Annotated in this window: 22 protein-coding genes; 8 read left to right on the top strand and 14 right to left on the bottom strand. The window is 64.9% G+C overall.

Annotation, left to right across the window (positions count from 1 at the left end; genetic code table 11):
- Positions 1-235: hypothetical protein (locus ACNPP0_RS01795; protein ID WP_448704856.1), on the top strand; the 235-nt coding region annotated here is incomplete at its 5' end.
- A 25-nt stretch (positions 236-260) separates the two neighbouring features.
- Here ACNPP0_RS01795 and ACNPP0_RS01790 read toward each other — a convergent pair.
- From ACNPP0_RS01790 to ku, 5 genes are read right to left on the bottom strand one after another with little or no spacing between them, the layout of a single operon-like run.
- Complete coding sequence (locus ACNPP0_RS01790) at positions 261-938, bottom strand: glycosyltransferase family 2 protein (protein ID WP_448704855.1); 678 nt, start codon at positions 936-938, stop codon at positions 261-263.
- A complete protein-coding gene (locus ACNPP0_RS01785) occupies positions 935-1,534 on the bottom strand; it encodes a class I SAM-dependent methyltransferase (protein ID WP_448704854.1) in 600 nt (199 codons plus the stop codon). The genes ACNPP0_RS01790 and ACNPP0_RS01785 overlap by 4 nt, the downstream gene beginning before the upstream one ends.
- A complete protein-coding gene (locus ACNPP0_RS01780; RefSeq protein ID WP_448704853.1) occupies positions 1,522-2,649 on the bottom strand; it encodes an acyl-CoA dehydrogenase family protein in 1,128 nt (375 codons plus the stop codon). The genes ACNPP0_RS01785 and ACNPP0_RS01780 overlap by 13 nt, the downstream gene beginning before the upstream one ends.
- Positions 2,646-5,192, bottom strand: coding sequence for a DNA ligase D (gene ligD, locus ACNPP0_RS01775; protein ID WP_448704852.1), 2,547 nt, complete (start codon positions 5,190-5,192; stop codon positions 2,646-2,648). The genes ACNPP0_RS01780 and ligD overlap by 4 nt, the downstream gene beginning before the upstream one ends.
- Position 5,193: 1 nt before the next feature.
- A complete protein-coding gene (ku, locus tag ACNPP0_RS01770; RefSeq protein WP_448704851.1) occupies positions 5,194-6,213 on the bottom strand; it encodes a non-homologous end joining protein Ku in 1,020 nt (339 codons plus the stop codon).
- Between the two features lie 423 nt (positions 6,214-6,636).
- Here ku and ACNPP0_RS01765 point away from each other — a divergent pair, with 423 nt between their 5' ends.
- Genes ACNPP0_RS01765 through ACNPP0_RS01755 form a run of 3 tightly spaced genes read left to right on the top strand, consistent with a single transcriptional unit; the run spans position 6,637 to position 9,466 of the window.
- Positions 6,637-7,986 carry an APC family permease gene (locus tag ACNPP0_RS01765; protein ID WP_448704850.1) on the top strand — a complete coding sequence of 450 codons (1,350 nt, stop codon included), beginning with the start codon at positions 6,637-6,639 and terminating at the stop codon, positions 7,984-7,986.
- A 59-nt stretch (positions 7,987-8,045) separates the two neighbouring features.
- Entirely contained in the window at positions 8,046-8,951 is a 906-nt protein-coding gene (locus ACNPP0_RS01760) for an SAM-dependent methyltransferase (protein WP_332608169.1), read from the top strand.
- A 50-nt stretch (positions 8,952-9,001) separates the two neighbouring features.
- Positions 9,002-9,466: an Rrf2 family transcriptional regulator gene (locus ACNPP0_RS01755; protein WP_332608168.1), complete on the top strand. Its 465-nt coding sequence runs from the start codon at positions 9,002-9,004 to the stop codon at positions 9,464-9,466.
- A 3-nt stretch (positions 9,467-9,469) separates the two neighbouring features.
- On the opposite strand, the gene ACNPP0_RS01750 is transcribed toward ACNPP0_RS01755, so the two are convergent.
- The 5 genes from ACNPP0_RS01750 to ydiK form a co-directional block, all read right to left on the bottom strand.
- Positions 9,470-10,777, bottom strand: a complete 1,308-nt coding sequence (locus tag ACNPP0_RS01750) for a type II toxin-antitoxin system HipA family toxin (protein ID WP_448704849.1) — start codon at positions 10,775-10,777, stop codon at positions 9,470-9,472.
- Positions 10,778-10,789: 12 nt separating this feature from the next.
- Positions 10,790-11,134: a helix-turn-helix transcriptional regulator gene (locus tag ACNPP0_RS01745; RefSeq protein WP_448704848.1), complete on the bottom strand. Its 345-nt coding sequence runs from the start codon at positions 11,132-11,134 to the stop codon at positions 10,790-10,792.
- A 136-nt stretch (positions 11,135-11,270) separates the two neighbouring features.
- Entirely contained in the window at positions 11,271-12,395 is a 1,125-nt protein-coding gene (locus ACNPP0_RS01740; RefSeq protein ID WP_448704847.1) for a S66 peptidase family protein, read from the bottom strand.
- 123 nt (positions 12,396-12,518) lie between these two features.
- A complete protein-coding gene (locus tag ACNPP0_RS01735; RefSeq protein WP_104145503.1) occupies positions 12,519-13,244 on the bottom strand; it encodes an RNA pseudouridine synthase in 726 nt (241 codons plus the stop codon).
- A 146-nt stretch (positions 13,245-13,390) separates the two neighbouring features.
- Entirely contained in the window at positions 13,391-14,536 is a 1,146-nt protein-coding gene (gene ydiK, locus ACNPP0_RS01730) for an AI-2E family transporter YdiK (RefSeq protein WP_332608165.1), read from the bottom strand.
- A gap of 247 nt (positions 14,537-14,783) precedes the next feature.
- On the opposite strand from ydiK, the gene ACNPP0_RS01725 reads away from it, so the two are divergent.
- A complete protein-coding gene (locus ACNPP0_RS01725; protein ID WP_332608164.1) occupies positions 14,784-14,981 on the top strand; it encodes a hypothetical protein in 198 nt (65 codons plus the stop codon).
- A 165-nt stretch (positions 14,982-15,146) separates the two neighbouring features.
- Here the strand turns inward: ACNPP0_RS01725 and ACNPP0_RS01720 are convergent, their stop codons facing one another.
- Positions 15,147-16,208 carry a DNA-binding protein gene (locus tag ACNPP0_RS01720; protein ID WP_448704846.1) on the bottom strand — a complete coding sequence of 354 codons (1,062 nt, stop codon included), beginning with the start codon at positions 16,206-16,208 and terminating at the stop codon, positions 15,147-15,149.
- Between the two features lie 281 nt (positions 16,209-16,489).
- Here ACNPP0_RS01720 and ACNPP0_RS01715 point away from each other — a divergent pair, with 281 nt between their 5' ends.
- Positions 16,490-17,569, top strand: a complete 1,080-nt coding sequence (locus ACNPP0_RS01715) for a site-specific integrase (protein WP_448704845.1) — start codon at positions 16,490-16,492, stop codon at positions 17,567-17,569.
- A 141-nt stretch (positions 17,570-17,710) separates the two neighbouring features.
- A complete protein-coding gene (locus ACNPP0_RS01710) occupies positions 17,711-19,261 on the top strand; it encodes a sensor domain-containing diguanylate cyclase (RefSeq protein WP_332608161.1) in 1,551 nt (516 codons plus the stop codon).
- Between the two features lie 167 nt (positions 19,262-19,428).
- Here ACNPP0_RS01710 and ACNPP0_RS01705 read toward each other — a convergent pair whose 3' ends face one another.
- The gene (locus ACNPP0_RS01705) at positions 19,429-19,692 is read right to left on the bottom strand and encodes a hypothetical protein (protein ID WP_448704844.1); all 264 of its coding nucleotides are present in this window, start codon (positions 19,690-19,692) and stop codon (positions 19,429-19,431) included.
- Positions 19,693-19,701: 9 nt separating this feature from the next.
- Here ACNPP0_RS01705 and ACNPP0_RS01700 point away from each other — a divergent pair, with 9 nt between their 5' ends.
- Positions 19,702-20,733, top strand: coding sequence for a porin (locus tag ACNPP0_RS01700; protein ID WP_332608159.1), 1,032 nt, complete (start codon positions 19,702-19,704; stop codon positions 20,731-20,733).
- A 103-nt stretch (positions 20,734-20,836) separates the two neighbouring features.
- Here the strand turns inward: ACNPP0_RS01700 and ACNPP0_RS01695 are convergent, their stop codons facing one another.
- Both ACNPP0_RS01695 and ACNPP0_RS01690 read right to left on the bottom strand, forming a co-directional pair.
- A complete protein-coding gene (locus tag ACNPP0_RS01695) occupies positions 20,837-21,469 on the bottom strand; it encodes a fused MFS/spermidine synthase (RefSeq protein WP_332608158.1) in 633 nt (210 codons plus the stop codon).
- A 311-nt stretch (positions 21,470-21,780) separates the two neighbouring features.
- Complete coding sequence (locus ACNPP0_RS01690; protein ID WP_162941212.1) at positions 21,781-21,933, bottom strand: hypothetical protein; 153 nt, start codon at positions 21,931-21,933, stop codon at positions 21,781-21,783.
- Positions 21,934-22,030: the final 97 nt, after the last annotated feature.

Raw genomic sequence — 22,030 nt, 5'->3', positions numbered from 1 at the left:
CCCCCCCCGGCCGCCAGGGGTCGATGTAAAACCGGCCGGCCGGGCAGTACAGGCCTTCAGGCCGCAATTGCACGACATCCTGCATCGATCGCCTCCGGGCATGAGTTGTGCTGATAACGAGATTGCCTGTCTTAGTCACGATACTTCAAGAGGTCTTATGCGCACGAAGCACATTCTGCTGTTCCTGGTACTGGTTGTCGTTCTGTCCGTGGCGATGTCGATGGCGCCATGGTGAGGTAATACGCGGTGCGCGCGGGGCGCTAGCCGGTGCTACCGCCCGCGCCCCAGCCGCCGCGCAGCGCGCTGGCAAAGCCGCCTTCCACGCGCGAATGCGGGCGCGCACTGGTCATGACGCGCGGCAGGTTCGACCAGGCAATGCGCGCCCCGCCCTGCTGCAACCTATTTACCAGCGCCTGGTCCTCGCTGCATGGCAGCGCATCAAAGCCGCCAATGCGGCGATACGCGTGCGCGGCCACGCCCAGGTTGGCCCCGTGCACATGGCGGTGCCCGTCCTTATCCTGATAAGCCCTTTCAAATGCCTGCCGCGCGCGCTGCGCGTGCACGCCGTGCTCGCTCCAGCCCGACACGCCGACGGTGCCGCACACGACCTCGGCATTCAATGACAGCTGATCCACCAGCCAGCGTGGCGACACGCGGGTATCCGCGTCGGTAAACGCCAGCCATCGCGCGCCCGCGCGCAACAGGTGGCGGGCGCCTTGGGCACGCGCGACGCCGACGTTACGCGCTTGAATGGCCAGGCATTGCACCGGATAGTGGCGCAGCCGTTCGGCCGTGCCGTCCTCGCAATGGTCCAGCACCACGACGATGCGCACGGCCTCGGCGCGCAGTTCCGGGTGGTGCGCCGCGCGCAGCACGGCGCGCAGGCAGGCGTCGATATGCTTTTCTTCGTTATGCGCGGGAATACAGATACCGATCATGCGTCATCCTTCTGCTGTCGTTGCCAGCCGTTCAGCAGGAAAACGTCTTCCCGGTATTCGAACAGCAGGGTCATGCCGGGCAAAGAGCCCAGCGCGTCATGCAAGGCGTCGGTGGCCTGTTGGCGGTCGTCGAAATCGGGCCGCAGATGGCAGGCAACCAGTTCCCCGCCGGCGGCCAGACAGCCGTCGATGCCTTGCAAAAACGCCGTCAGGGCGGTGTCGTCAAGGTAGTACCCCAGCTCGGACACGATGATGAGGTCAAAGCCGCCATCGGGCACGGGGGGCCATTCGCGGGGCAGCTCCAGCGCCAACGCCTCGACATGGGCCATGCCCTGCTCGTGGAGACGCGCGCGGCAGCGGTCGATGGCGGTGCCGGCAAAATCCACGGCGCATACGTGCCGGCATCGGGCTGCCAGCGGCAGCGTCAGGTCGCCGTTGCCACAGCCCGGCTCGAACGCGTGCGCGTATTCCTCGCGCGCTAGCGAGGCCAGCAACAATGCGCGCTTGCGTCGCTCGTACCAGGCGCTGGCGATGCGCCAAGGGTCGGGATGCTGCCGGTACAAGGCCTCGAAATGGTCCACGCCTACAGTTGCCATGGGGTTTGCTCCGTGCGAACGATGAGACCCAGCGCGGCCTGGTCGCGTTCGGCGTGGCTTTGCCGGATGAACACCGGCAGGTCGGCCATTACCTGGGCAAAGCCGGCATCGCGGCACAACGGGCCCGCGCCCAAGGCGCGCCCCGCCCGCGTAATGACATCGGTGGCGGCGGCTTCCACCGCCAGCCGCGCGCGGGCGCAGGCCAGCGCGCAGGTGTCTTGGGGATTGGCGTCGATGGCGGCGGCGGTCTCGCGCAGGACGGCGCGTGCCTGGTCCAACGCCACGTCGATCGCGCCCATATGCGCCAGACGGTGCGGGTCGACAGAGTGCGCCGGTATGGCCGCCTGGACGGCAGCGGCGATCCGCGTCAGCGCGCCGTACCAGCACGCCGCCACGCCCACGCCGCCGCGCAGGAAGCCGGGCCGGTCCACGTAAGCGCCGGGTGCGCCCACCGGCACACAGACGGCGTCGTTGAACACCACGTTCACGCTGGCCGACGCCCGCATTCCTACGGCGTGCCAGCCCTCGTCGGTAACGGTAACGCCCGGTTGGTGCATCGGCACGGCGGCCAGACACGGCCTGCCGGCCTCGTCCCACGCGCTGACCAAGGCGTGGCTGACCGTGGCCGCGCCGGAACACCAGGCTTTCACGCCACGCAGGCGCGCGGTGGGGTGTGGAGCGGGCTCGTGCGTGGCATTCGCGCCAGGGGGCCGCCGGCCGTTTTTGCCTTCCTCTATGCCCGCCTCTTTGCCACTCTCTTTGCCGCTCTCTTTGCCACAAAGCAGGCTGACACGGAAGTCCGGCGGTTCGGCGCACCACACGCCCCAGATACTGCCCGGTGCGGCGTAGTTTGCGAGGGGCGCGGCGGCGTGCAGTTCGGCCAGGATTGCCAACGCGTCCGTGTGTCCTTCATAAAGCTTGACCAGGCTCAGGTCAATGGCGGCCACCGCGGCCAAAACCTGCCACCGGGCCAGCGTGGCGCCGCCACCGGGCAGCGGCAATTGGTCATATCCAACCTGCACCAGCTGGCGCAGGGCCGCCCCGGGGTCGATCGGGGCGGCAAGTTCGCCCAGCAATCGGGTAATTTGCGACGGCAATCCGGCGGCGCCCGTCATGAGGCCCCGCGCTCAAAGCCAAGCGCGTCCATCGCAGGCCCCACCGCTTGCGGCGCATAGTCGTCCCACGGGGTGTTGGCCGAATCCAGCCGTTCGTGAATGTTGCTGATGGTCCAGTGCGCACCGCTGGACAACTTGTCCAGTTCATCCCACGTGACGGGCACCGATACGCCCAGGCCGGGCCGTGCCCGCGCCGACCACGCCGACACGGTGGTGGCGCCAAAGCCGTTGCGCAGATAGTCCACAAAGATCTTGCCCACGCGGTTCTTCGGACCGCTCTTGGACACGAATATCTGCGGCAGGGTGCGGGCCAGATGCACCACCACGGCTTGGGCGAACGACTTGATGGTGTCCCAATCGTATTGGCGGCGCAGCGGCACCACGACGTGCAGGCCCTTGCCGCCGCTGGTTTTCAGCCAGCTTTGCAGGCCCAGTTCGTCCAGCATGGTGTGCACCAGCCGCGCGGCCTGCTGCATCGTCGCCCACTTGACCCCTTCGCCCGGGTCCAGGTCGAACAGCACGCGATCGGGCTTGTCGATGGCCGTCTTCACGGCATTCCAGGTATGGAATTCCACCACGTTCATCTGCACGGCCGACATGATGGCTTCGGGCGTGGGCACCTCCAGCAACGGCGGATGATCCGGGTCCAGCCGGTTGGGTAAAGACTTGACGCCCGGCATCGCGGCTTCCAGGTGCTTCTGGAAAAACAATTGCCCGTCGATGCCGGCGGGCGCGCGCAGGAATGACACCGGGCGGCCCTTCAAATGTTCGACCATCAGGGGCGCAACCAGGCCGTAGAAGCGAGCCAGGTCCAGCTTGGTCAGCTTGGTGGACGGGTCGATCACGCGGTCCGGGTTGGTCAGCCGGGCCGGCTTGGCGCGCGCGGGGGCGGTGGGCTTGGGGCGGTCCGGCTGGGCACCGGCAGCCGTCTTTGTCTTCGTGTTCGTCTTGCGCGCCGGCGCTTTGCTGGAATCGGACGCCGGGTCCGCCTCGGGCGGGGGCGACGGCCGTTCGCGAGTGATCTGGCGCGCGGGCTTGTCTTGCCGTAAGCCCCGGAAGACGGAATGCCGGATATGCCCGCCGCTGGTCCATTCGCTGAACGAGACCTCGGCTACCAATTCCGGCTTGACCCACTGCACGCCTTTGGCCTGCGCGCCGCTGACGGACTTTTTGTCGGTCTGGATGGCGGCAAGCTGCTTGTGCAAGGCAAGCAGCCCCTGGGTGTCAAAGCCGGTGCCGACCTTGCCCGCATAGCGCAGCGAGCCATCGTCTTCGTGCACCGCCAGCAACAGCGCGCCCAACCCTTCCCTGCTGCCCTGCGGCGCGGTGTACCCCACGATGACAAATTCCTGCCGCTGGGCGCACTTGATCTTCAGCCAGCTATCCGTGCGCCGCGACACATAGGGCGCCGACGGCCGCTTGGCCATAATGCCTTCCAGCCCCATCTTGCAAGCCGAGGCCACCAGGTTGGACGGCGCTTCCTTGAAGGCCGCGCTAAAGCGCAGGTGGTCGTCGTCGGAGGTTTCCATCAGCTGCGCCAGCAAGTCGCGGCGCACGGTCAGGGGTTCGTCGCGCAGGTCTCGCAAGCCGATATAGGGCAGGTCGAAGGCGTAAAACACGATGTCGCCGGTGCGGTCGTTGTCGAAGGCGTTTTGCAGCGCCTGAAAGCTGGGCACGCCTTGCTCGTTCAGCACCACCACTTCGCCATCCACCCATGCCCATTTGGCGGGAAGCCGGGCAAAAGCCTGGACGATGTGGGGCAGCTTGGCGCTCCAGTCGTGGCCGTTGCGGGTGTACAGCTTGACCGAATCGCCTTCGATGCGCGCCAGCAGGCGGTAGCCGTCAAACTTCAATTCGTAGAGCCATTCGTCGGGGTTCGGCGGCATCCCTTCGACCAGCGTGGCCAATTGGGGCTTGAAGGTATCGGGCAGGTCGGACGGGCGGCCCGGCAACCGGGCGTCGCCGGCGGTATCGGCATCGGAGCCCTCGTTGTCTCGCAGCGGCACCACGCTGTCCGGCATTTCATCGACCACGCTGAATTCGCGTTCCGGGCGGGCATGGGCGTCTCGGTCCTTGATCAACAGCCACGGCGGCTGTTTGTCGTTTTCCTTGCCCTTCATGCGCACCAGCGCCCAGCGCCCCTGCATCTTTTTGCCTTGCAGGTCGAACTTCAGGTGGCCTTCGCGATAGCCCTTGCGCGCATCACCCACGGGGGTCCACACGCCCTCGTCCCAGATGATGACCTTGCCCGCGCCGTACTGCCCTTCCGGAATCTGGCCTTCAAACTGGTTGTAGGCAATGGGGTGGTCTTCCACCTGCACCGCCATGCGTTTGACCGACGGATCAAAGCACGGCCCCTTGGGCACCGCCCAGCTTTTCATGGCGCCGTCCAGCTCCAGCCGAAAGTCATAATGCAGCCGGCTGGCCCAGTGCTTCTGGATGACAAACGCGCGCGCCTCCTCATTGGCCTGCCCGCCCTCCATCGGCTCGGAGGTCACTTGGAAGTTGCGCTTCTGGCGATAGGTTTTAAGACTGTCGGCCATATCACGCCGCCTTGCGCGACCTGGTCGAGGTCTTTGCGCTCTTGGTGGTGGTCTTCTTCGAGGCCGACTTGGTGGGCGTCTTGGTGGGCGTCTTGGTGGGCGTCTTGGCGGAGGATTTGGCAGAGGTCTTGGCAGAGGTCTTGGACGCTGTCGTGCCCGACGCCGATTTCTTCGCGGCGGGCTTTTCCTTGCTGCCGCCCTTGGCCGCATCGCCGGAGTTCTTCGCCCCGCCCTTCAAGCTGCGTTGCAGCAACTCCGTCAGGTCGATGACGTTATCGGCGTACGCGGGGGCTTCCTCTTGCGGCTCGATCACGGTTTCGGTCTTGCCGGCCTTCACCTTCTTGTCCACGAGTTCCATGACAGCGGCCTTGAACTCGTCCTTGTACTGTTCGGGGTCCCATTCGCCCGCCATATCCTCGACCAGCATCTGGGCCATTTTCAGCTCGCTGGCGCTGGGCGTCATGGCCTTGGAACCCGCCTTGGGCAAGTCCAGGTCGTCCATGGACTTGACCTCGTCGCCCCACCGCATCAGGTTCAGCACCAGCGCATCGCCAGACGGAATCAGCGCGGCCAGATGCTGCTTGGTCTGGATGACTACCTTGGCGATGCCGATCTTGCCGGTCTTGGTCAGCGTGTCGCGCAGCAAGGCGTACACCTTCTGCCCTTTGTTGATGGGAGCGATGTAGTAGGGGCGCTCCAGATACACGAACGGCACGTCGCCGGCATCGACAAATTGCTGGATCTCGATGGTCTGCGTGGTGCGCGGGTAGGCGTCGTTGATTTCCTCGGGCGACAGGATCACGTACTGGCCGTCTTCGTATTCCACGCCCTTGACGATGTTGTCCTTGTCGATTTCCTTGCCGGTGCGCTTATTGATGCGCTTGTAGCCGACCGGGTCCATCGAGCGCTTGTCGAGCCAGTCGAAGTCCACGCCGGAGTCGGTGGTGGCGGTGTGCAGGCCAACCGGTATATGGACGAGGCCAAACGAAATTGCCCCTTTCCAGATGGTTCTAGTTGCCATGATCAGCTCCTCTTTTTTACGCGCATCCCAGCAAGTGCCATGCCTGGGCCTGAACGTAAACAAAAGAAAAAAACCAGGGATTGCCGGATGGGTCCGCCGGGGCAGACCCAAGAATTTACTTTAACTATTTGACTTTAACGATAGATTATTTACCAAGGTATTCAACAACTTAGCGGATGTTTATGATGTTGATTCTACCTGCGTGAAATGCACCACGGCGCGTACACGGAGTTGGGAAAGGGAAAACCCGCAGAAACTTTTTCTGCTGCCGTCCAGTCGCAATTTGTTCTTGTTCAGGCAACTGTCAGACTGGCCCGCGTGGCTGGCTTCCGACCCTTTCCGCGAGGTTCCGATGACCCTGCCCTGCCCGCGCGTCGCCCCGCCGCGTTCGTCAACATTCAGCCACGCACCCGGGGCCCGGCCATGACCGGCGCCGCCAAGACAATCGACGGCGCCGCCCCCGCCGGCTTGTCTGTCATGGATGCCACCGTGGTGCTGGTCGGGGTGGTTGTGGGGATCGGCATCTTCGGTTTTCCGCCGCTGGTGGCGCAGCACGCGACTTCTGACGCGATGTATATCGCGCTGTGGTGCGCGGGTGGGCTGGTGATGCTGGTCGGCGCGCTTTGCTACGCGGAACTGGGGTCGGCCTACCCTGGCGCGGGCGGCGAATACCTGTACCTGACCCGGGCTTGGGGCGCGCGCGTAGGCTTGATGTTCGCCTGGGCGCGATGCACGGTGATCCAGACGGGCGCCATTGCGGTGGTGGCCTACATCTATGGTGACTACGCCCAACGCCTGATGCCGCTGGGCGCGCACGGGCCGGCCTTGCACGCGGCGATATCGGTGGTGGCGTTGACGGCGCTGAACGTGGTGGGCACCCGCTATTCCAAACGGCTGCAATGGGTATTTACGGTCTTGACGCTGCTGGCGCTGTGCGCGGTGCTGGTGGCCAGCCTGTCGGCATCGGCTGGCGACACGGCCGTCGTGGCCACCCCGGCGGCGCTGACGGGCAGCCCGGCCGGGCTGATGGGCATGGGCATGGTGTTTGTGTTGCTGACCTACGGCGGCTGGAACGAAGCCGCTTATCTCAGCGGCGAACTGCGCGATCCGGGGCGCAACATGAGCCGGGTATTGCTGATCGGCACCGCCGTGGTGACGGGCGCCTACGTGCTGACAAACCTGGCGTTGCTGGAGATCTTCGGCTTGCAGGGGCTGCGCGATACCCCCGCGCTGGGCGCCGACGTGATGCAGCTGGCCGCGGGCCCCTACGCCGCGGCGCTGCTCAGCCTGACGATCTGCGCCACGGCGCTAAGCACCATCAACGGCACCATCATTACCGGGGCACGCGTGTATTACGCGCTGGGCCGCGACGTGCCCAAGCTGCATGCGTTATCCGGCTGGAGCGCACGCAACGAAACGCCGGTGGCCGCGCTGCTGGTACAGGGCGCCATCACGCTGGCGCTGGTGAGCCTGGGCGCGTTCAGCCAGAACAGCGTGCAGACCTTGGTGGCCTATACGGCGCCGGTGTTTTGGCTGTTCATGCTGCTGGTGGCGGCATCCGTGTGGCGGCTGCGCCAGCGCGATCCGCAACGGCCCCGGCCGTTCCGCGTGCCGCTCTACCCCCTTCCCCCGTTGCTGCTGGGCCTGACCTGCGCCGGCCTCGTGGTGTCCAGCGCCGTGTATGCGGGCGCCGGGGCGCTGATCGGCCTGGCGGTGCTGGCGGCCGGCGTGCCCTTGCTGCATTTTTTGAAGCCGGCCCGCCTGCCGGGTTGATTGATGACTTACGCCGTCTGACCGCTGACCTTCCGCCATCCGATCCACAAGGAGCCATCATGCAAGCCTCACCCCGCCCAGCCGTTTCCATCCGCCGCCTGCCCGCCGCCGATGCCCAGGCCCGGTCAAGATTCCGCCTGATTGCCACCGCCACTGCCATGGCGCTGTCGCTCGCTTTCGTGGCGTCGGCGCTGGCGCAGCCCGCCGCCAAGTCCGCCGGCCAGAACGCGTCGCAGAGCGCGTCCAAGGATGACTACGTGCCGGACGTGGGTCAGGACGGCAAGGACGTCATCTGGGTGCCCACCCCGCAGTCGCTGGTGGACAAGATGCTGGACATGGCCAAGGTCACGCCGCAGGACCGCTTGATGGACCTGGGCTCGGGCGATGGCCGCACCGTCATCACGGCGGCGCAGCGTGGGCTGACCGCGCAAGGCATCGAATACAACCCCGACCTGGTGGAACTGTCGCGCCGCAATGCGCAGCGCGCCGGCGTGGCTGACCGCGCCACGTTTGTGGCGGCGGACCTGTTCCAGACGGACCTGTCCAAAGCCGACGTCATCACCATGTTCCTGCTGTCCACGATCAATGAAAAGCTGCGCCCCACGCTGTTGCAACTGAAGCCGGGCACGCGTGTGGTGTCCAACACGTTCCGCATGGGCGACTGGGAGCCGGACGCTTCCGAGACGGTCACCAAGGACTGCTCGACCTATTGCACGGCGCTACTGTGGATCGTGCCGGCCAAGGTGGAAGGTAAATGGGAAGTTGACGGACAGACGCTGCGCCTGACCCAGCGCTACCAGATGCTGTCCGGCAAGCTGGGTGCAAGCGACATTTCGGACGCGCGGCTGGACGGCAACGCCATCTCGTTCACTGTCAACGGGGTGCGCTACAACGGCCAGGTCAACGGTAAGACGATGAGCGGCACGGCTGCCGGCAAGGGTGCATGGACGGCCACGCGGGCATGATTGCCGCGCGGGTTTGACCCCGCGCCTTCTCATGCAATAGCATCCGTTGCATGAGAAGAGACAGCAAACTTTCCGGCGTGCTTCACGTCCTGCTTCATATGGCCGAGGCGCCCGGCCCGATGACGTCCGAAGACCTGGGTCGGGTGATGCAGACCAACCCGGTCGTCATCCGCCGCATCATGGCGGGGCTGCGCGACCAGCAGCTGGTCAGCTCTGAAAAAGGCCACGGCGGCGGCTGGACGCTGTCATGCGACTTCAACGCCGTGACCCTGCGTGACATCTATGAAGCGTTGGGCGCGCCGGAGATCTTCGCCATGGGCAACCGCAGCGAATCGCCGGGCTGCCTGGTGGAAGCTGCCGTGAACAAGGCGCTGGACGGGGCGTTTGAAGAAGCCGAAGCCTTGTTGATGGCGCGTTTTGGCGGCGTCACGCTGGCCGCGCTAAGCCGGGATTTTCATGAAGGCATGGTCAAGGACGGGCGGCAGGTGGATTGGCATGGGCCAACGGCGGGCTGAGACTTACTGCCCGGCGCGCCACGCCGCCAAGGTGGATTCCACCAGCGCGATCTCTGTCGGCGCCATGCCGGCGGCCTCGTAGTACCGGTGCCGCTGGGCCACCACGCTGCGCACCGCGTCCACGATGGACTGCGCGGCGGCCTCTGACCGCAGGCCGAAGCGCCGATACTGCGTCAGGCAATTCTGAAACGTACTGTCGCGCCCATCCGTGCCGATATGCAGGTAATGGCGCGCCGAGCCTTCCTGCGTCACGACGTCGAACAGCGGCGAAAGGCGATAGGTGTGCGCGTTCTTGTCCTTCAGGAAGCCTACGTTTTTCAGGTGGTCGTCCGTGTTGTGCACGGCCACGTTCAGCACCATGCGGGCATATAGCTCTTTCAGGTCTTGCACGGGGTTGGACGAAATGCGGCGCGTCACGTCAGCCAGCCGCGCATAGGCATAGGTGGCCCTGCCCTCCGGGCCATCCAGGTCCCGTTTGCCGATGCGCACGGGCGGGCTGATCAGCGATGCGCCGCTAAGAAAATGGCGGCGCGCGACAACGGGCGTCGCGCCTGGCGCCGCCGGCAGCAGTTCGCGGTCAAAGCGGTGAGTGAGCAGTACCGCACCCAGGTGCGTCTCCGTCAGCCGGATTTCGGGTACGGTCAGCCCGATGGCCCGCGCCATTTGCAGGTTGGCGAATTCGATGCGCTGGCGGTCGTAGGAATCGCCCCGGCGCGGAAACTTCGCGATCCACATTTCGCCGGCTTCGTCGCGCACGATGGTCTTGGGGCGTGCCCCGCCGATGTCCCACGAACTACCCAGGATGTCGCGGTACAAGCCTTTGGGCTTGACGCCCTGATCGATGTCGGTCAACAGATCGGCCAAGGATTCCAATTGGCTGACTTCGGGCAAGCGGTAGGTTTTGCGCATGTTGGGCGTCAACAGGCGCGCGCTGAAGAACAACGCCCCGACGCCCATGCCCCGGCCGCGTAGCAGCACTTCGTCTTCCGTGACGCGGGCGCCGGCCTTGTCCACCCGCATGACATTACGGCCCCAGGCGTCGGGCGCGGCATCGAAGATGGCGCCCAGCGTTTCATAGCGGCTTTCGGTGCGAAACGTGGTCTTGGCGTCGATCAGCGGCAGGTTCAAGGGGTCCAGCGCGAAGGCGCGGGGGTCGTTCACATACGACTGGACATAGGTGAATTCAGCGAAGAACAGCGATTCAGACGAGTCGTCCAGCGTCAGCACGCCGGCCAGCACCGCTTCGCCACGTATGTCGACGTAGACGAACAGTTCGCTTTCCACCGATTTGAGCTTGCGGGCACATGCCATGCCGGATGCGTCCTAGAGCTTGGACGGATCGGCGCGATGCGTGTGCAGCGCGCCGCCGCTGCCCCGGCTTGGCCGCCGCAGTGCGTCCAGGCGTTTGCCCACGCCGTCCTGCTCGGGGTCGCCCAACGCAAATACCTGTTCGCCATAGCCGTATTGCAGCAGCGCTTCAACGGCCAGGGCCAGCGAGACGCCGCCGTCGCCGCGTTCCAGGCGCGCGATGGTAGCGCGCGAGACGCCCAGGCGGTCGGCCAGGACGCTTTCGGATTCCGCGCGCCGCAAGCGGGCGGTGCGGATGTTGGCGCCCAGGCCTACTAGCGCCTCGGCGGCATCGAAACTGGGGGCGAGCTTCTTTTTCATGACGCAATAATAGAGCCGCGCGAACGGAAATGCACGATTAATGCGTCATCTATCATGGATATATGAATCGTTAATAGCGCAAAGATACGGTATTTGTACGATTAATGGTGCATTTTATAAGGACAGAACCCAGTCCTTACACCACCACCGCCTGGTCCAGCCGCAACGCGCCTCGCGCCGTGTCCAACGTCACCTGCGCACCCAGCGGCAGCGTCAGGTTGGGGTCGCCATGACCGCTGGGCCATGCCCCCAGGATCGGTATGTTGCGCGCCCGAAACTGTTCCAGAATCAGCGGGTACAGCAGCCCCTGCGCTTGATCGTCGTCCATGCGCACCCCCAGCCGAGTGAAATTGCCGACCAGCAAACCCTTTACCCCGTCGAACTTGCCCGCCGCCGCCAGCTGCGCCAGCAGCCGGTCCACGCGGGGGATGGCTTCATTGACGTCTTCGATGAACAGGATGGCGTCGCGCGTGTCGATGTCGTTGCGGGTGCCGATCAGCGCCGCGATCAGCGCCAGGTTGCCGCCCACCAGCCGGCCGCTGGCCACGCCCGGCACCAGTTCGGTGGGTAACGAATCCTGCGGGGGCGCAATCCACGAGCCCGGCCCCATCTGCCCGCCGACCATCGCCCACACATTGGATTCCGTGGGCTCGCGTTTGCCGGCCAAGAGGTCCTGCGCCAGCATCGGCCCGTGAAACGTCACAAAGCCGGCATGACGCTGGATGGCCAGGTGCAGCGCGGTGATGTCGCTATACCCGATGAACGGCTTGGCGTGCCGACGCAGCAGGCCGTAATCCAGATGATTCAGCAGGCGCCATGAGCCAAATCCGCCTTGCAGGCACCACACGGCGCCCACGCCGGGGTCGGCAAAGGCCGCGTGCAGGTCCGCCAGCCGGTCGGCATCGCTGCCGGCCAGATATTCGTAGGGAGGGTCCAGGCGGCCACGGCTGGCGGGCATGACCTGGGCGACATAGCCTCTGGCTTCCAGCCATTCAGCGGCATCGTCACTGGCATTGGTGGCGGCCGACGCGGGCGCCACGATCGCCACGCGCGCGCCGGGCCGCAAAGCGGGCACGGGCGACGCGCCCTTGCCGTTCGGGGGCGGTGGCGGCGTGGGCCGTTGCAAGGCGGGGTTGGCCGGCGTGTGATGGCCGGTGGGCGCGCGGCCGGCGCAACCGGCCAGCGCCAACGCCGACAGGCACAGGGCCCCGCCCTGTTTCAAAAATCCGCGGCGCCCGGAATCGGCAGGGAACGGGGGCATGCCAGGCAGGGTCATGGTTGCGGTTCGCTTGTGCTGAGGCTGGCTGGGGCTTGCTGTGCGTGCTGTGCTTTTAGTGCTTTCAGTGCTTTCAGTGCTTTCAGTGCTTTCAGTGCTTGCCGCGGCTTAAAACCGCTCGTAATCCAGCCGATAACGCCACTGGCCCGCCGCCATGCCCGCCAGGGGCAGGCGGCCGATGCGGATGCGGCGTAGCTGCTGCAACTGCAAGCCGGCGGTATCGCACACGTACTCGATAAAGCCCAGCGGCGGCGTCTTCAGCGCAAAGCGCAGATGGGTTTCGTTCTGCCAGCTGACCTTCATGGGCGTGGCGGCGCGGCCTTCAAAAGCCATACCGCGTTGCAGGCGGGCCAGGTCGCTGTCGCTGAGCTTGCCCGTGACTTGCGCCACGTATTCCTGCTCGACCAACTTGCCCTCTTCCATCAGCTTGCGCGACACCGCGTATTCCTGCGTGTAGACGACCAGGCCGCTGGCCGCGCGCTCCAGCGGCGTGACCAGTTTCAGGCCGTTGAACATGCGTTTCAGATAGCGCCGGCCCGAGCGGTCGCCGGGCATCAGGTTCTTGGGAATGATCAGGTCCAGCGCGGACCCGGGCTCGTTGTCGGCATAGGTGCCGGCCGGCTTGTGCACCAGCACCGTCACGGGCTTGATGTCTTCCAGCTTGGCGCCGGGCAGCAGCGCAACGGTCTGGCCAGGAGCCACGCGCGCGCCGGGTTCTTCAACCGTCTTGCCATCCACGGCCACCCACCCGCCTTCGATATACCGTTCGGCGTCGCCGCGCGAGCAAGACAGATCCGCGGCCAGTCGCTTGGCCAGGCGTACGCTTTCGGTCATTGTCGCGGCCCCTGGGCGGCGGGCGTGGCCGGGGTTTGAAGAAGGTGAAAGGTGCCTGTGTGGGGCAGAAACGGGTGCATCGTCATGGGGTATTGCGCGGGGCGTTGCAAAAAAGCGGGCTATGCGCCCGCCGTGTCAGGCAGATGTTACGCCTTTTCGCCGACCGACCCCGCGCGCGCCAGCACGTCGCCCGGGGCGGCGACAGCGGACGCGTCGGGAAGGTCGATGGGCGTGGCGGGCGGCGGCACTTCGTCGATCCAGGCCTTAAGCAAGGTCGACGTCACCGCCAGGATCACCGGGCCGATGAACAGGCCCACAATGCCAAACGCAAACATGCCTCCCAGCACACCGGACAGGATCAGCAGCAAAGACAAATTCACGCCGCGCTTGATCAGCATGGGCCGCAGCAGGTTGTCCAGCATGGCCACCAGCACCGCCCAGATCAACAGCAAAATGGCGGCCAGCCTCATGTCGTTCTGAAACAGCCAGAGCACCCCGCCCAGCATCGGCAAAAACGGGCCCAGTTGCGCCAGGCACAGCATCACCATCAGCGCGGTCAGGATGCCGGCGGCCGGCACCCCGGCAATCCACAGCCCTACCCCGCCCAGCACGGATTGCACCACCGCCGTCACCACGATACCCAGCGCCACGGCGCGCACGGCGGCGCCGGCCAGCCGTACCGCCGCAACGCCGCGCTCACCGGCCAGCCGGTTTGAGAAGCGCTTGACGAATTCTGCCGCCGCATCGCCCCGGCTATAAAGAATGCCGGCGATGACGATCGTGATCAGCATGTGCATGACGAACACGCCGACGATGGCCGCATGGCTCAACAGCCAGCGGGCCGCCATGGTCAGATAGGGTTCCAGCCGCGCCAGCAGACCGCCAGCACCGGCATCGGACAAGGTCTGCCATTCCTGCGCCAGCCTGGGGCCGGCCACCGGCACACTGCTGATCCAGCTTGGTGGCGCCAGCAAGGTGTAGTCGGGCAGGCTCTTGACGGCTGCCATGATGGCGCCGCTATGCTCGGCCAGCGTCGCAATTACCTGATACAGCGGCAGGACGATGACGAACAGCAGAATCAGCAACATGACGACCGTGGCCGCCCACCGGCGCCCGCCGCAGCGCACCTGCACCGCGCGCAGCACCGGCCACGTCGCCACCACGATGGTGGTCGCCCAGATCAGCCCCGGCAGGAACGGGCTAAGCACATAAAGGCTGCCGATCATCAAGGCGGAAAGAATGACAATCAGAAGCAGAATGCGGGCCAGATCAACTGTAGGACGTGGATTCACCCGATGCTCCTGGCAAGGCGGCCAATGCGCCCCGCATGACGACGCATCGCTACGAATGGGCGGATGCCCGTGAGGCATCGTGGACACGTCTATCGGAATTTATCGCAAATTCAGGCCGACTTACAGGGGCAATCGCACGGGTGGGAATGCAGCTTGCTAGGCAGCCGTTTGCCGCCGACGTGGGGTGGCGACGGCCCCGGACTGTCTGGCGGCCGCACCCGTGGCGGCATCTCTTTGGAGGTATGCCATGAGGTCCTTGACCCTTTTTGCCGTCATCCCCGCCGCGCTGCTGGCCGTGACGCTGACCGGCTGCACCGCACCCAGTTCCTACAGCTCGACCCAGCAAGGCGCGCCGGCCATGCAGCGGGATCACGCCAACTATCATTCGGAGAATTTCGGCGAACCGGACAACACGCCGTTCCAGGGGAATTACCCCGGGCGTTAACGGCGGTAAGTTAGCAGTCGGACGTCAGCAGTCGGGCGTCAGCAGTCGGGCGTTCAGCAGTCGGGCGTCAGCAGTTGGGCGTCAGCAGTTGGGCGTCAGCAGTTGGGCGTTAACAGTCGGGCGTTAGCAGTCGGGCGTTGATAGTCGGGCGTTGATAGCCCACCGTCACGAGCGGGAGGCCGGGCGCTTGAGCTGGGCGGCGTCGGCCATCAGATGGCGGGTCAATTCGGCCAGCTGCTCATCCTTTTGCTGCAACTGGGCCAGCAGCGCTGCCGCCTGCGCGTCCGCTGCCGCCAGGCGCGCCAAAAGCGCCTGCTCGTTCTGCCGCGCCGTGGCCAAAGCATCCTGAGCGGAGGCCAGCGCGTTCTGGATGGCCGTTTGGGCGGCTTGGCCGGCAGCCTGAGCGCTGGCGTGCCGCGCCTGTTGCGCCATGTTTTCCGCCCGCGATTCTTCCACCGCTTTCTCGGCGGTGCGCCGGGCGTCCTGCGCCTGACGCAATGCCGCCAGGTGCTGTTCGGCCTGTTTCTGCGCCGCCGACTGAGCGTCGTCCAGGCGGGATTGCAGCTTCTTTGCCGCTTCGCGTTCCGCATCCAATTCGTTTAGCCAGCGCCTTTCGTGCGCTGCATGACGGGCTTGCAACGCGTCCACCGCCTGCGCATGCACGCCCCGCATCTTTTCGGCTTCGGTCAGCAGCGTCTGTACCGCGCTTTGTGCGTCTTGCAATTGCCCCCGCGCCTGCTTCAGTTGGTCGTCGCGCTGACGCACGGCTCGCTCTGCCGCCTGTAGCCGCTCTTCCGTGGCCGCCAGTTGTGCCGTAGCCACACGCAGGCCCTCTTCCAGGTCTTTTTCGCGATTCGCCAATTGGGCGTCGCGCTGCTGCAATTGTTCGGCTTGCTGGGCCAGCCGCTCGCCTTCGTCGGCCAGCTCCTTCCAGCGTTCACGGTACGCGTCGGCCTGTTGCGCGCGGGCTTCGGCCAAAGCGGCTTCCCAGAAGTGGGTGGCGGCTTGGGCAATGGGATCGGGCACAGCGGGTGGCGCGGCAAACGCGCCCGGGTCCTTGATGCGGGCGCCCAAGGCGCGAAACCAGGTTTCCAGGTGCGGGCTGACGGTATTGGGCGAGCCACGGCCGATTTTCTGCCGCACACGCTCGATGGTGGGGCGCGCCCCTTCCAGCAATAGCGCATCCGCGGCGGTCCAAACGTCGTTCTGGGTGATTCCTGTGGCCATTGCCGGTTCCTTGTCATCGCCGCATTCCGCGCGCGTTTTAAGCTGGATTAGTCACGATAATGGAACCTTATCGCGACTTACTCGGTGTCGCTGTTTGATATCATACAGCGTACGTATGTTTTAATACACCTTATGTTTTGCGGTCGGCATCCGTCGGGATAGGTGCAAAAAAGCCGCAAAAACGACTGCTCCGCGCTTGTCCCGTCCCAAGCCATGCCCGAAACCCGGCTGCTTCCGTATAGTGCTGAAGTCTTTCCCGTTTGCTGCCCGTGCCCGTTCCGATGTCGTTGAAACTGCTGGCTTCGCTGCCCTTGCTTGATCCGCACGCCCTGGATACCCAGGCGGACGCCGCCGTCCGCGGGCTGATGCGCGAAGGCAGTTCCGCCAACACGGCGGCCAGTTACCGAGCCGCGATCCGGTACTGGAGCGCCTGGTTCGAACTGCGCTACGGCCAGCGCTTCGCCCTGCCCTTGCCCGAGGCTGCCGTGATCCAGTTCGTGGTGGACCACGCACAGCGCGCCACGGAGCAAGGCTTGAAATGGGAACTGCCCTTGGCGCTGGACCAGGAGCTGGTGCGCTTGAAGGCCAAAGGCCGGCTAGGGCCGCCCAGCTTGAACACGCTGCTGCAACGCCTGTCGGTACTGTCGAAGGCGCACGAGCTGCATGGCCGTCCCAACCCTTGCCGCGCGCCTTCCGTACGCGAATTGCTGGCCAAGACGCGCCGCGCCTACGCCCGCCGGGGCATGGCGCCCGCCAAGAAAGCCGCCCTGACGCGTGAACCCCTGCAAGCCATGTTGGCCACCTGCGATGCGTCGCTGCGGGGATTGCGCGACCGCGCGCTGTTGCTGTTCGCCTGGGCCAGCGGCGGCCGCCGCCGATCCGAGGTGGTGCGGGCCACGATTGAGAACGTGGTACGCACCGCAGACGGCTATCTATACAGCCTGGCCCAATCCAAAACCAACCAGGCTGGCGCCCGCCGAGCCGACGACCAAAAACCCATTACCGGGTCCGCCGCCAAGGCGCTGGACGCTTGGCTTGCCGCCAGCGGTATCGACCAGGGCCCGATTTTTCGGCGGGTACGGCGCGGCGACGTCGTCGGTGAACCACTGGCGGCTGCCGCCGTGCGCGACATCGTGCTGGAACGCTGCAAGCTGGCCGGCCTGGATGGGGACTTTTCCGCGCACAGCCTGCGGTCCGGCTTTGTCACCGAAGCGGGTCGACAGAACGTGCCGCTGGGCGACACCATGGCGATGACCGGCCATGCCAGCGTGGCGACGGTCATGGGGTACTTCCGGGCCGGCGCCGCGGCCCATTCGCCGGCCGCCCGCCTGTTGGACGAACCCGACCGCGACGCCCTATAGATGCCCACGCCTTTTGCCGTAAACCTGGGGCCGCGCCGCCGCCTGCTCCGCATCGCGCGTCACTGCCGCGCCGGCGTTGTGCTGTCGTTCGTTGCCCTGTCGTCCATTGTCCTTACCTGATTCCCGCCCAACTAAAACTCCATGCGAATCAATCTACGCGGGCTTGTGCTTGCGCTTACCGTTCTTAGCGCCATCGCGGCCACTGCCAATGCCCTGTACGCCAGCTATCTGGTGCAGCGCGACCAGCTCATCACCAACACACTGGAATCGAACCGGGTCTACGCGGCCAAGCTGGCCGAAAGCACCACGAATTTTCTGAAGTCGGCGCAACAGCAACTGGCCTACAGCGCGCGCCACCTGGCTACGCAGGTTGACGCGCCCGATGTGCTGGCCGCCGAAGTCGCGCGTTTGCAGGAACAGGCCAACGACTTCAACTCGGTCGGCGTCATCAGCGCGGACGGCATCCTACTGGCCACGACGCAGACGTTCCGCAATTTTTTGGGCACGCGGCTGGACAGCCCCGGAAGCCGTGCCGCGTTGCGCGCACGGCAGCCGTTGATCAGCAAGCCGTATGTGTCGATCGCGGGCAACATGCTGGTCAACCTGTCGCACCCCATCTATTCCAATGACGGCAAATACCTGGGCTACATCGCGGGCACCATCTATCTGCGCAATGACAGCGCGCTGCAACAACTGCTGGGCAAGCACCATTATCTGGATGGTTCCTACCTGTTCGTAGTGGATAGCGACGGCCACCTGATCTATCACGTCGACTCGACGCGGGTCGGTGAAAACGTAATGCGCAATCCGGTCGTCGCGGCCGTCACCCAAGGTCAGGCGGGCTCGCAACGCGTCATCAACACCAAGGGCGTGGACATGCTGGCCGGTTACGCGCCCGAGCCACTAAGCGGATGGGGCATCATCGCGCAGCGGCCGGCGCACGTGACGCTGGAACCCATCTACGAATTGATCTGGGCATTGATCGGCTACGCGGCGCCCCTGGCCGTGGCGTTCCTGCTGGCCATCTGGTGGTGCGCGCGCCTGATATCCCTGCCCTTGTCGCAGCTGGCCACCAATGTTGAACACCACGATGTGGGCGTGGCCATGCAGCGCGTGCAGTCGGTCAAGGCCTGGTACTTCGAGGCGGAACGGCTCAAGCGCGCCGTGATGGCCAGCATCTCAAGCTTGCAGGACAAAATCGGCAAGCTGAACCAGGCCAGCATGACGGACCCACTGACCGCGCTGCGCAACCGGCGCGGCATGCAGGATGCGGTTGACCATCTGCAAACGGCCGGCACGCCGTTCACGGTGGTGGCGCTGGACATCGACCACTTCAAGCGTGTGAACGACACCTACGGCCACCCCAAGGGCGACGAGGTGATACGCGGGATGGCCGACCTGATGCGGCAATGTTCGCGTCCGTCGGATGTGCTTTGCCGCAGTGGCGGCGAAGAATTCTTGATGCTGCTGCCCAATGTGGGCGTGAAAGAAGCGGCCAACGTGGCCGAACGCCTGCGCAAGCACACGGCGGGCCAGCCGGTGTCCGGCGTGGGCGGCATTACCGTGTCGGCCGGCGTGGCGCAATGGCGCACGTCGGTCGGCGATATCGCGCAGGTTTTCCAGGCGGCCGACGCCGCGCTGTATGCGGCGAAGGCGGAAGGACGGAACCGGGTGGTGGTGCACGGCGCGTGAGGCGCCGGCCTGTGCCGGAGGCCATCCACACCGGACCCAGGATGCGCAACGCATCCTGATTTGACGACCGCGCCCCGCACGGCCGTCGTTTTCTTGCGGTGATTTCGTCCTGCTTAGGGCTATGACGACATTCACGCTGCTCCCTGACACTCATATTCGTAGTCGTCTTATTTGATTACGCGGCGACGCTCACCATAATGCGCCATGGTCATTGCGATGTTAATGACTAGCCGCTGACGGGCAATCGCGTTTCGGGTTTTTTCGCCTTCGCCGTCGCGTTCACGCGGCTTCCCGGTTTCGGCTTCACGTCCGGCTGCCGTTCTTTTCGCGTTCTTTTCGCGCTCTTTCCACGCGCTTTCCACGTCCTTAGCGACCCGCCTTTTGGCCGGCCGCCAGGGAGCCTTTTGTCCAACGCAACACAACATCAACATGGGGTACTCATGAAAGCAGCAAGCATGAAGCGCGGTGCGCTGGCCGTCGCATTGGCCGCCTTGACGGGCGGCATGGCACACGCGTCCACCACCAGCGTCACGCTGTATGGCGTCATCGACCTGGGCCTGGCCTTCGAACGCAGGCATGACAACGCCGACACCTCGTCGCGCTCGCATGTGGGCATGCGCGACGGCACGCAATCCGGGTCGCGCTGGGGCCTGCGCGGCGTCGAAGACCTGGGCAACGGCTACAGCGCCTTCTTCCGCTTGGAAAGCGGGTTTCACGCGTCGGACGGCACGCAGGGGCAAGGCCGACTGTTCGGACGCTGGGCCTATCTGGGCCTGCGGGGGGATTTTGGGGAAGTGCGCGCGGGACGCCAGCAGGTCCTCAGCGATAGTTGGGGCGGCGTCGCCTCGCCGTTCGGCACCTCGTGGGGCGGCGCGTCGGCATCCGTCACGTCCGGCTACAACGACGGCGACTTCGGCACTGGCGGCCGCGTCAACAACGCGTTCATCTACCGCACGCCCGTCTGGGCGGGATGGCAGGCAGGCGTGGGCTACAGCTTCGAGGCACACGAGAACGATCAATTCGCCACCGCCGACCACGACCGCGTCTGGACCGCCGGCCTGCGCTATCGCGACGGGCCCTTGTCCACCGCGCTGACCTATGAACACTTGAATCCCGACGCCAGCGTGCCGGGCAAGCTGAACTCGCGCAACGTACAACTGGCGGCCGCCTACGACTTCGATTGGATGAAGTTGCATGCCGGCTACGGCAACCTGCGCAATCCGAACGTGGGGCCGTCGGCGGGCGTACGCCGCGTCAATACCTTTGTGGGCGGCGTCAGCGTGCCGGTCAGCGGCAGCAGTAAGGTGTTGGCCGCCTACCAGCGGGCGACCAGTTCGCGCATCAAGGGCTGGGGCTTGGGCTACGAGCATGACCTGTCCAAGCGCACCAACTTCTATGCTTTGCTGGACCGGGTGGATCGCCGGCAATCCCATACCTTGCAATCGGTGGTGGGCCTGCGCCACCACTTCTAAGCCCTGCCCTGCCCGGCAGCTTGCCGGGCTTGCTTAAAAACGCTGCCCCAGCCGCGAAAGTGGCTAGGGCAGCGGGCTGAAGCGCGGCCGACAAGCGCAGACGCTAGACCAGCATCGGCCAGTACGTAGGCGACAGGCATAGCCACATGTCGGCGCTCATGCCGTCAGGCTTGCGCTTGGGCAAACCCGTGCGCCGTTTAAGGGTGTCGCCCCGGCAGGCGAAGACGATGCTGTGCGCGCAAGACGTATCGCTAACCTCGATGACCGAGCCCAGGAACTGTTTCTTGATACGCCCCAGGTACGTGCTGAACTGAAAGTTCGAGGCATGAAAGTTGCACACCATCATGCCGTCTGGCGCCAGGGCGTTGAAGCAGGCTTCATAGAAGGCGTCGGTCGTCAGCTGGGTCGGCAGGCCATTGATGTCATAGCCATCGACCAGCACCGCGTCATATTCGTTCTGATATTGCTGGATCAATTCGGCGCCATCGCCTTGCAGGACCGCAAAGCGGTCGTCGTCGCGCGGCACATGGAAGGAATCGCGCAACGCGATTACATGCGGGTTGATTTCGTAGACGTCGATGCGCGCGGACGGCAGATGCTGATAGCAGAACTTGGCCAGCGATCCGCCTCCCAGCCCGACCATCGCGATACGGCGCGGGTTTGGGTTGAACAGCAAGAACGCCATCATGATGCGGGTGTATTCCAGATTGAGCGCCGCCGGGTCTTTCGTCCACATGCGGCTTTGGATCTCAGAGTGCGAAAACATCAATGACCGTGACGTCGAGGTGGCGTAAACGAAGGGTCGGACTTGATGATTGCTCGAAGTGTTTTCAGGCATTCCAGGCTCACTGGCAAAGAGGTGATGCTGCGTGCGACGCTTGCACCCAAGCGAAAAGCCGCCGACGCGACAAGGCGTTGACGGAATTCGAGCAAAAAGGGGAAAGAGGAAGTCGCGCGCTACACGTTCAAACGGCGCACACAAGGCGCGCCGTCTGGGTGTTTGCTAGGCAAGAACTACGCCCGCATGGGCGGGCGCAGCTAGAAGAACTACTTGGATGACCGCGACGTATCGCTGTCTTCAGAGGTTTCGGAATCCGCGTCGATGGAATCGATTTCCGATTCCTTGTTCGCGTCAGGGGCCGTCCAGTTCAGGGGCGGAACCTCGAAGCGCCACTTTTTACCAACCAGTTGATGCGACATGAGCGTTCTCCTATGCGTGGGTGCGTGGCTTTCCCGCCAAAGCAATGCACCACGGGTTCAAGCGTGCCAAGAATGCCCGGTAATTGCGGGGGGTGCG

Source organism: Achromobacter semiaridum, from assembly GCF_053543755.1.
This window is presented reverse-complemented; position numbering and strand designations above follow the sequence as displayed.